We start from the raw sequence: 9,501 nt of genomic DNA, 5'->3' as shown, positions 1-9,501 counted from the left end.
CCCCTGGATCCGGCCAACCTCGTCGACCTGCAGAAGCGCGTCCGCGAGGAGGGCGAGTTCTCCGAGGTGGCGGCGTACCCGACCGCGCCGCCCAGGGCCAGCACGGCGACCGTCGTCGCCGCGGCGACGGCACGGGCGTGGGCGGACCGCCGCGCCCATCTCCCGCGCAGGCCGCCCGGAGCGCGCTCGGGCTCCGCTCCGCCGGGACCCGCGAGCACCTCGCGGTCCGCGCCCGCCTGCGCGGGCCGGTCGGACGGTTCCCCGTCGGCGGTGTGTTCCTGCTCCGCATCGTGCGTCACGGCTCACTCCCCTCGGTCACGGCGACGCGCCACCCGCGCTGCCACGCCTTGCTGTGATTGTGGGACGTGACCGGTAAGAAACAGGTAATTGGTTTCTGTGCGTTCGGGGCGTCCGCCCCAGCCGCCAGGCGTCCGCCGCCGGCTGATTCACCCGTCCGGCCCAGAGCCGCCCCGCGCGGCGCCTGCGCCCCGGCCGCCCGGCCGCTGCCGGGCCGCCCCACGGCCCCGGTCCGGCGGAGGTGCCCGAGCCTAGGTCTGGTCCGGCGTCCGCACCCGTGCGATGAGCAGCGCCACGTCGTCGGAGTTGTCCGGCTGGTGCAGGGTGCGCAGGAGGAGGTCGCAGACCTCCTCCAGGGGGCGGTCGGGGCCGTCGAGCAGCGCCAGCAGCGCGTTCAGGCGCTCGTCGAGCGGATGCTGCCGGGTCTCGACGAGGCCGTCGGTGTAGAACACGAGCCGGTCGCCCGGTTCGAGGCCGACCGTGGTCGTGGAGAACGCGACGCCGCCCACCCCCAGCGGTGCCCCCGTCGGAAGGTCGAGCAGCTCCGGGGGGCGGCCGGTGCGGAGCCGGACGGGCGGCAGGTGCCCGGCGTTGGCGATCCGGCACTGCCGCAGCCGCGGATCGTGGACCGCGTACACGCAGGTGGCGATGGAGTGGTCGAGGCCCTCGGTGATCCGGTCGAGGTGTTCCAGCAGACGGGCCGGGTCGAGGTCGAGGGAGGCCAGGGTGTTCGTGGCGGTGCGCAGCCGGCCCATGGTCGCGGCGGCGTTGATGCCGCTGCCCATCACGTCGCCCACGACGAGCGCGGTCTTCTCCCCGTCCAGCGGGATCACGTCGAACCAGTCGCCGCCGACCTCCGCGGTCGCGCCCGCGGGCTGGTAGCGGGAGGCGACCTCCAGGCCGCCGGTGACCGGCGGATGGCTGGGCAGCAGGCTGCGTTGCAGGGTGAGGGCGGTGTCGCGGGCGTTCTGGTACCAGCGCGCGTTGTCGATCTGCACGGCCGCGCGGGACGCCAGCTCCCGCGCCAGCACCAGATCGTCCTCGCCGAACGGCAGCGGGTTGCGGCTGCGTTTGAGATCGAGGGCACCGAGCACCTCGCCGCGCGCGATCAGCGGCACGGCCAGATAGGAGTGCACGCCCGCCCGGGCCAGTGACCCGGCCGCCTCGGGGGAGCGGGCGATGCGCGGCAGGTCCGCGGCCCCGACCTCCGCCACCAGCACCGGACGGCCCGTACGGACGCACTCGGTGACGAGCCGGTCGGGAGCGTACCGGGCGACCTGGCCGGGCGGGTCCGCGGCCAGGAGGGCGTCCGGGACCCGGTCCGCCGCCACGGCCAGGGCACGGATCACGGCCGGTTCGGCGGGGCCGAGAGCGCTCGGCCTGCCCTGCACGACCGCCTCCAGCAGGTCCACGGCGGCCACGTCGGCGAGTTCCGGCACGGCCACGTCGGCCAGTTCCCGTGCCGTGCGCTCCAGGTCCAGGGTGGTGCCGATGCGGGTGGTGGCGTCGGCGACGAGGGCCAAGCGCCGCCGCGCGCCCTCCGCCTCGACGGCCGCCCGGTGCTGCGCGGTGACGTCCACGACCGAGCAGGCCACGCCCAGCACGTTGTCCAGCGCGTCCTCCAGCCGGTACAGCGAGACGGTCCAGGCGTGTTCCTCGTCCGGGTCGGCCGGAGTGCGGCCGACGATCTGCCGGTCGACGACCGGCCTGCCGGTCTCCAGCACCGCACGGGCCGCGGCCGCGACGGTGTCGGCGTCGAGGTGGGGCAGGACCTCGCGGATGGTGCGCCCGAGGTGCTCCCCGGCCGGGATCCCGTTGATCCGTTCCAGTGCCGGGTTGACGGAGACGTACCTCAGGTCGGTGTCCAGGACGGCCAGCCCGATCGGGGACTGGCTGACCATCCGGGTCGACAGCGCCACGTCCCGCTCCAGCTGCCGTACGGTCGACTGGTCGGCGGCGAGCCCCAGGGCGTAGACGTCTCCCCGGTCGTCCAGCAGCCGCATGTTGCGGAACTCCACGAGCCGCGTGCTGCCGTCCTTGCGCCGGACGGGGAAGGCCCCGGCCCAGTTCTGACCGGTGTCCATCACGTCGGCGAACAGCTTGACGACCAGGTCGACGTGCTGCTCGTGGACCATGATCCGGGCCGCGTACTCGCCGAGCGCCTCTTGGGCCGTATAGCCGAACAGCTCCTCGGCCTGCGGGCTCCACAGCACGATCCGTCCCTCGGTGTCCAGCACCACCGAGGCCATGCCGAGCACGTCGAGCAGGCCGCTCGGGCGCACCGGGGCGCGCACCGGCTCGTCACCCTCCGGCGCGGGAATCCCGGCCGCTCCGGCTGCTCCCATGCCACGCACCGCCTTCGCCCGTCCTCGTGGCACGCCGTTCCCGGTGCCGACTCCCCTTGTTCTACCGCGTTCGACCACACCACGACGTCTCGTCGGCCTCTTCCACCATCCCCCGACACGGCGACGCCGTCCCGCCAAGGGCACCGCGAGGACGTGACGCGCTCGACGACCGCCGTTCTTCTATTGGTCTGTACATGACCACCTTGACCGGCCAGACTGACCGCCGAGCACCTCCCCCCACCCCCGAGGAGTCGTCTCCATGCCCCTGCGCGCCCGTCGCCGTCGCCGCACGGTCCTCGCCGCCCTCGTCTCCCTCACCGCCGCCACCCTGCTGTCCTCGGCCCCGCCGGCCTCCGCCGCCGACACCTGGACCGAGGCGGGCTCCGACCGCGCCGACCCGCTGACCGAGAGCCAGGGCCTCACCTCGGTCGAGGTCCCGGTCGGCGCCGCCAACCGGTACACCGGGATCGGCACCATCCCCGTGAACCTGAGCGCCCGGGGCTGGAACCATGTGGGCGACCCCGACGCCTCGTACGACGGCTCCTTCATCGAGCCCTACCAGCGGGACTCCGGCACCACGAAGATGTTCCGGGTGCAGTCGCCGGGCGGCGGCTGGTCGGAGTACGTCCACACGCTCAGCCCCGGCGAGGCGCTGAACAACTCCTGGGTCGCCGTCTCGCCCGGCGGACAGTGGATGCTGGCGGGGGAGTACGGCACCATGAGCCGGCTGCTCGTCTTCCCCACCCCGGGTGTCAACCCGGGCACCTCGCCGTCGGCGGACCTCCGGCAGGCGGCCACCGTCCGTCTCGACCACGCCGTACGTGACCTACAGGGCTGCGACTTCTTCAGCGCCATTCGGCTGCTGTGCTCCTCCGACGACCCGGCGGGCACCCTCTTCGGCGTCACCAAGCCGCTGCTCCAGATCGACCTGTCCGCCGAACCGAACGGCACGGCCGACGTCACCGGCCACGTCACCGCCCTGCGGCAGCTCCCCCTGCGCAGCTCCTGCTCCGGCACCTTCGAGGCGGAGGGCATCGACTACGACCGCCGCACCGGCACGCTGCGCGTGATCGTCGTGTCGCCGGGATTCTGCGTGCTGACGGACAGCAAGACGTACCGCTTCACCCGCAGCTGAACTCCACCGGGCGGCGGCGTCGCGGGCGCGCTGCACGGTGTGTGTCGCTTTGTGCGTCGCGGTGCGCGTCCTCGGCCTCGCCCCGGCGCCGGCCCCCGTCGGCCCCGTCGGCCCCGTCGGCCGGGCGGCTAGTCGGAGGCCGTGCCGTTCCAGTCGTAGGGGCCGCCACCGCGCCACTCGATCAGCGTGGGGTCGTCGACGGCCGTGTCCTGTGCGGGCAGTCCCGCCCGGTGCAGGAACTCCAGCACGTCGAAGAGGCTGTACGCGATGCCTGCGCGTTCGCCATGAACCGTCACCTGCCGCCCGCCGTCCGGCGAGGGCGCGAGCACGACCACGGGCGGATCCTCTTCCATAGGTCCACCATGCGCCGCGACCGGCCGGCACGCAGCTCTGCGGGGGCTGATCCGGTAGGGACGGCGTCGTACGGGCGGGGCCGTGCCGGTAGTGCTCCGGCGGAGCTGGTGGTTCTCTGGGGGGTGGGGCGGTCGCGCGGAGTGTCCGTGCGCCGCGCCGCGGCCACGAGAGGAGCGATCACGATGGACGGTCAGCGACCGCATCCGGAATCCGTCTCGGTGGAGATCAGCGGATGCAGCAAGCATGACGCCCGGGCCGTGTTCGACGCGCTGTGCGGGTGCTTCGCGTCCGACCGGTGCGCCGAGGACGTACCCGAGGAACTCTCACAGACCCGCCCGACGGTGTGGCTCGGCACGTTCGACGTCGCCGAGACGCACGAGGGCGCCGGCCCCGCCCGGCTCTCCTCCTCCGTCATCGCCGACGTGCAGGGCGGCTACTGGGCGATCGACCGTTTCCGCACCACCCTGGACTCCCTGTTCTCCGTGCACGACCTGTCCACGGCGTCCGGCGACCAGGAGAAGGAGCTGCACGTACGGCTGGAGAGCAGGTGAGCTCCCCAGCGAACGATGGCGAGCGGCATCGCGGCCGGACGGCCTGGTCGCTCATGGGGTCCGCCTCCCGCCCGGCGGCCGGCGCGTCTTCAGGTGCGCGGCGGCCCCGCCCGCGTGACGTGGCTCGGATCACCCCTGCCCGGTTGTGCAACTAGTTGCACAAGGGGTGCGCGGTCCTCTACAACAAGAGGGCACCACACCGCCGCGCACGGAGGGCCCCATGAGCCGTTACCCGCACCTGATGACCCCGCTCGACCTGGGCTTCACCACGCTGCCCAACCGCGTCCTCATGGGCTCGATGCACGTCGGCCTGGAGGAGGCCGAGCGGGGCTTCGAGCGCATGGCGGCGTTCTACGCGGCCCGCGCCCGCGGGGGAGTGGGCCTGATCGTCACCGGCGGCATCGCGCCCAACGACGAGGGCCGGCCCAAAGAGGGCGGCGCCAAGCTCACCACCGACGCCGAGGCCGAACAGCACGCGATCGTCACCGAAGCCGTGCACCGCGAGGGCGGCCGCATCGCGATGCAGATCCTGCACTTCGGCCGGTACGCCTACCACCCGGACCTCGTCGCACCGAGTCCGGTGCAGGCGCCGATCAGCCCCTTCCCGCCCCGCGAGCTCACCGACGCCGAGGTCGAGCGGACGATCGACGACTACGTCCGCGCCGCACGCCTCGCCCGGCAGGCCGGCTACGACGGCGTCGAGATCATGGGCTCCGAGGGCTACCTGATCAACGAGTTCATCGCCACGCAGACCAACCACCGCACCGACCGCTGGGGCGGCTCCTACGAGAACCGCATGCGCTTCCCCGTCGAGATCGTCCGGCGCGTGCGCGAGGCCGTCGGCGAGGACTTCATCGTCATCTACCGCCTGTCCATGCTGGACCTCGTGCCGGGCGGGTCGACCCTCGACGAGGTGATCACGCTCGCCCGGGCCGTCGAGGCCGCCGGGGCCACCCTCATCAACACCGGCATCGGCTGGCACGAGGCCCGTATCCCCACCATCGCCACCTCGGTGCCGCGCGGCGCCTACGCCTGGGTGACGAAGAAGCTGATGGGCGAGGTGACGGTCCCCCTCGTCACCACCAACCGCATCAACACCCCCGACGTCGCCGAGGAGTTGCTCGCCGACGGCTGCGCCGACATGGTGTCCGTGGCCCGCCCGATGCTCGCCGACCCCGACTTCGTCGCCAAGGCCGCGGCCGGCCGCCCCGAGGCCATCAACACCTGCATCGGCTGCAACCAGGCGTGCCTGGACCACACGTTCAGCGGCCAGATCACGTCCTGCCTGGTCAACCCGCGTGCCTGTCACGAGACCGAGCTGGTGCTCTCGCCGACCCGGCGGCGCAGGCGGGTGGCCGTGGTGGGCGCCGGACCGGCGGGCCTCGCCTGTTCCGTGAGCGCGGCCGAACGCGGCCACGAGGTCACCCTCTTCGACGCCGCGAGCGAGATCGGCGGCCAGCTCAACGTCGCCCGCAAGGTCCCCGGCAAGCAGGAGTTCGACGAGACGCTGCGCTACTTCCGCCACCGGCTCGACGAACAGGGCGTGGACGTACGGCTCGGCACCTGGGTGTCCGCCGGCGATCTCGCGGGCTACGACGAGGTCGTCGTCGCCACCGGCGTCAGCCCGCGCACCCCCGACATCCCCGGCGTCGATCACCCCAGCGTCGTCGGCTACCTCGACGTGCTGCGCGACCGGGTCCCCGTCGGTGACCGCGTCGCCGTCCTGGGGGCGGGCGGCATCGGGTTCGACGTCGTCGAGTACCTGACCGACGGCGGCGACAAGGCGACCGAGGACCCGGCGACGTACTTCCGCCAGTGGGGCGTGGACATGGACTACCGGGCGCCCGGCGGACTCGCCGCCCCCGCACGGCCCGCCCCGCCGCGCACCGTGCACCTGCTCCAGCGCAAGACCACCAAGGTCGGCGCGGGCCTCGGCAAAACCACCGGCTGGATCCACCGCACCGAGCTCAAGCACCGGGGCGTCACCATGGTCCCGGGGGTGCGCTACGACCGTATCGACGACGCCGGACTGCATGTCACCGTCGGTGACGCGAGCACGGTCCTCCCGGTCGACACCGTCGTGCTGTGCACGGGACAGGAGCCGCGCCGCGACCTGTACGACGAGCTGGTCGCCGCGGGCCGCTCCGCGCACCTCATCGGCGGTGCCGACGTGGCCGCCGAACTGGACGCCAAGCGGGCGATCAAGCAGGGCACCGAGCTCGCGGCGACGCTGTAGGCCGCTGTCGGAGCCGTCCCTAGGATGACCCCATGTCACTCCCGCACGCGATCCTCACCGCTCTGCTCGAGAAGCCGTCGTCGGGCCTCGAACTGACCCGCCGGTTCGACAAGTCGATCGGCTACTTCTGGTCGGCGACGCATCAGCAGATCTATCGCGAGCTGGGAAAACTGGAGGCGCAGGGCCACATCCGGGCCCTGCCGGCCGAGCAGCCGGCGCGCGGGCAGAAGAAGAGCTACGAGGTTCTGCCCGCGGGCCGCGCCGAACTGGCCCGCTGGACCGCCGCAGCGCACGACCCCAAGCCGCTGCGGGACGTGCTGCTGCTGCGGCTGCGGGCGGCTGCCGTGGTGGGGACGGCCGGCATCGAGGCCGACCTGCGCCGCCATCTCGACCTGCACCGGCGGCAGCTGGCGGAGTACGAGGACATCGAGCAGCGGGACTTCCCGCCCGGCAAGGACAGTCCCGAGGACCGGCTGCGGCACCTCGTCCTGCGGGCGGGCATCGACCTGGAGACCTTCTGGACGCGGTGGCTCGCCCACGCCCTGGAGGAGTTCGCCGGCCTGCCCGCCGACCAGGGGCCACCGGGCTCCGGGCCCGCCGGCCAGAGCCGGCAGGGCGCGGGGCCCGCAGGTCAGAGCCGGTAGGGCTTCGAACGGCGGCGCAGGAACCAGGCCGTGGCCAGCACCCCCGCTCCCACCAGGGTCCCGCCGGCCACCAGTGTGAGCGTGCCGTAGTCCTGCGCGGAGCCGCCCACCCCGCCCATGACACCGCGCGAGGGCGAGGCCGTGGGGGACACCGTGGGCGTGGCGGCCGCGGAGACGATGACGGACTGGCTGCCCGCCTGCGCCCCGTCCTTGTTGCAGATCACGATCACCGTGTACGTACCCGGACTCACGTTGGACCACAGGGCGGACTGGCTGGTGTTGGTGCCGGCCAGGTCGGCCTGGCGGCCCTGCGCGAAGCTCGTCTGGCCGCTGGTCAGCAGGGAGGCCCTGCCGAAGCCGTTGTTGTTGCTGGTGCACGCGCTGGTCGTGACCGAGACCGTGGACCCGTTGGTGCTCACGGAGATCCCCGAAACGGCCGCGGCCGGCCCCGCGGCCAGGGCGAGCGGCAGCGCGACGGCGGCCGCCCCGGTCAGGCAGGAGCGAAGGAGTGGCTGAGAAGTGTGCATGGGACTGCCCTCCGGCGGCACGGTCGGCGGTACATCCCTGGCGCCGCCGAAGGTCGGGGAACGCCCGTGCTGCCTCAGAGGAAGCCAACGTGTTCCCGGTCCGCCCCGCACCCGGACGGCCGCCGTACAGGTGACGGAGTCCTTCATCCATCCTGCGGGCCGGTTGTCTCGCCTACGGCCCGGTTGTCTCGCCTACGGCCCGGTTCCCTCGTCTACGGTCCGGTCGTCACGGTCCGCTCCGCCGAGAAGCCGCCCCAGGTGCCGTCCGGCAGCTTCGCGCGGATCCGCACCCGGTGCGTGACTCCGGCGTCCGGTCCCAGGTAGAAGCTGTGCTCCGCCCTGCGGTCGCGCGGCGCGGACCCGCCGTAGACGAGCGAGGTCGCCGGGCGGCCGTCGAGATGGATCTGGTACTCCGTCACCACGCCGTCCGTCCGCGGCGGCAGCCAGGAGAGACCGAGGTGGTACGCCCCGTCGGTACGGTGGGTCGTCGCGCGAAAGCCGGTGGGGGCGGTGCCGCGTCCGTCGTCGGTGCCCGCCGTGGTCAGCCGGACGGAGCCGCTCGCGGGGGAGACGTTGTCGGCCGCGTCCCGGGCCCGGACCGTGAAGGAGTAGCCGGTGCCCGGCCGAAGTCCGGTCACCACGGCCGCCGTCTGGTTCCCGCCCACACTGTGGATCTTCGTGGCGCCCTGGTGGATGTCGTACGACACCACATCCCGGTCGTCCGAGGCGGCGGACCAGGACAGCTGGACCGCCCGGCTCCCGACCACCCGGCCGGTCAGCCCTTCCGGACGGGCCGGAGCGGAGCGGTCCGCCGTCACCGCCGCCGGAGTCGTCGCCCGGACCTCCCGGCTGCGCGGCCCCAGGCGTCCCTCGGCGTCGCGCGCCCGCACGGAGAAGACGTACACCGTGGACGGCTTGAGTCTGGTGACATCCACCATGTGCTGTGAACCCGGCACCTCCTCGACCTTTGTGGTGCCGCGATATACCTCGTAGTCGCTGACGCCGCCGCGCACGGACACGGCGTTCCACATGACGTGCACAGTGGTCGCGCTGCCGGCGGTGGCGGTGACGCCGAGGGGCGCGCCGGGCGGTCCGCCGCCCTCCCCGCCCTCCCCGCCGTCCGCCGCGGGCCCCCCGCACGCGACGAGCAGCGTGAGCGCCGCACTGAGCGCCACGCACCGGCCCGGCGCAGCCGGACGGAGAGCGGGAAGGTGTCGCACGGCGCTGCCTCCGGGGGACGGCCCACAGTAAAGGTCCGGACCAATATGGCCCGGGCGGTGCGGGCCCATCAAGGGGGCGGTCGTGGGTGGCCACCCGCGGACGTTCCGTATGCTGAAGTCCTGGCGGCCGAACTCTTCGTGAGATCCAGGGAGTTCAGGCCGTGGGCGCGGACCGCTGTCGTCGCTGTTCCC

General features: G+C 73.2%; 8 protein-coding genes and 1 pseudogene. 4 read left to right on the top strand and 5 right to left on the bottom strand.

Translation table 11 applies throughout. The features are described 5' to 3' along the window. A pseudogene (locus tag ACWD0J_RS28560) lies at positions 1-299 on the bottom strand (hypothetical protein); the annotation flags it as partial. 249 nt (positions 300-548) lie between these two features. Beyond that, entirely contained in the window at positions 549-2,642 is a 2,094-nt protein-coding gene (locus ACWD0J_RS28555) for a SpoIIE family protein phosphatase (protein ID WP_451498720.1), read from the bottom strand. A gap of 259 nt (positions 2,643-2,901) precedes the next feature. On the opposite strand from ACWD0J_RS28555, the gene ACWD0J_RS28550 reads away from it, so the two are divergent. Next, the gene (locus ACWD0J_RS28550) at positions 2,902-3,777 is read left to right on the top strand and encodes a hypothetical protein (RefSeq protein ID WP_451498719.1); all 876 of its coding nucleotides are present in this window, start codon (positions 2,902-2,904) and stop codon (positions 3,775-3,777) included. Between the two features lie 128 nt (positions 3,778-3,905). Here ACWD0J_RS28550 and ACWD0J_RS28545 read toward each other — a convergent pair whose 3' ends face one another. Continuing rightward, on the bottom strand, positions 3,906-4,130 hold the full coding sequence (locus ACWD0J_RS28545; protein ID WP_451498718.1) for a hypothetical protein: 225 nt from the start codon (positions 4,128-4,130) through the stop codon (positions 3,906-3,908). 183 nt (positions 4,131-4,313) lie between these two features. Between ACWD0J_RS28545 and ACWD0J_RS28540 the strand changes: the two genes are divergently transcribed. From ACWD0J_RS28540 to ACWD0J_RS28530, 3 genes are all read left to right on the top strand, one after another. Next, positions 4,314-4,682 (top strand): hypothetical protein, encoded by a 369-nt coding sequence (locus ACWD0J_RS28540; RefSeq protein WP_451498717.1) that lies wholly within the window; start codon positions 4,314-4,316, stop codon positions 4,680-4,682. Positions 4,683-4,902: 220 nt separating this feature from the next. Next, a complete protein-coding gene (locus tag ACWD0J_RS28535; RefSeq protein ID WP_451498716.1) occupies positions 4,903-6,918 on the top strand; it encodes an oxidoreductase in 2,016 nt (671 codons plus the stop codon). A 32-nt stretch (positions 6,919-6,950) separates the two neighbouring features. After that, positions 6,951-7,562: a PadR family transcriptional regulator gene (locus ACWD0J_RS28530; protein WP_451498715.1), complete on the top strand. Its 612-nt coding sequence runs from the start codon at positions 6,951-6,953 to the stop codon at positions 7,560-7,562. On the opposite strand, the gene ACWD0J_RS28525 is transcribed toward ACWD0J_RS28530, so the two are convergent. Next, entirely contained in the window at positions 7,550-8,089 is a 540-nt protein-coding gene (locus ACWD0J_RS28525) for a hypothetical protein (RefSeq protein WP_451498714.1), read from the bottom strand. The genes ACWD0J_RS28530 and ACWD0J_RS28525 overlap by 13 nt on opposite strands. A 212-nt stretch (positions 8,090-8,301) precedes the next feature. Beyond that, entirely contained in the window at positions 8,302-9,264 is a 963-nt protein-coding gene (locus ACWD0J_RS28520; RefSeq protein WP_451498713.1) for a fibronectin type III domain-containing protein, read from the bottom strand. Positions 9,265-9,501 lie beyond the last annotated feature (237 nt).

Source organism: Streptomyces sp. NPDC003011, from assembly GCF_053591515.1.
Note: the sequence above shows the minus strand (reverse complement) of the source record. Positions and strands in the feature narration are given on the sequence as shown.

Bases quoted from the DNA above. Each gene is read 5' to 3' on its own strand.
- ACWD0J_RS28555 (WP_451498720.1), bottom strand. From the start codon at position 2,642: ATGGGAGCAGCCGGAGCGGCCGGGATTCCCGCGCCGGAGGGTGACGAG.
- ACWD0J_RS28550 (WP_451498719.1), top strand. From the start codon at position 2,902: ATGCCCCTGCGCGCCCGTCGCCGTCGCCGCACGGTCCTCGCCGCCCTC.
- ACWD0J_RS28545 (WP_451498718.1), bottom strand. From the start codon at position 4,130: ATGGAAGAGGATCCGCCCGTGGTCGTGCTCGCGCCCTCGCCGGACGGC.
- ACWD0J_RS28540 (WP_451498717.1), top strand. From the start codon at position 4,314: ATGGACGGTCAGCGACCGCATCCGGAATCCGTCTCGGTGGAGATCAGC.
- ACWD0J_RS28535 (WP_451498716.1), top strand. From the start codon at position 4,903: ATGAGCCGTTACCCGCACCTGATGACCCCGCTCGACCTGGGCTTCACC.
- ACWD0J_RS28530 (WP_451498715.1), top strand. From the start codon at position 6,951: ATGTCACTCCCGCACGCGATCCTCACCGCTCTGCTCGAGAAGCCGTCG.
- ACWD0J_RS28525 (WP_451498714.1), bottom strand. From the start codon at position 8,089: ATGCACACTTCTCAGCCACTCCTTCGCTCCTGCCTGACCGGGGCGGCC.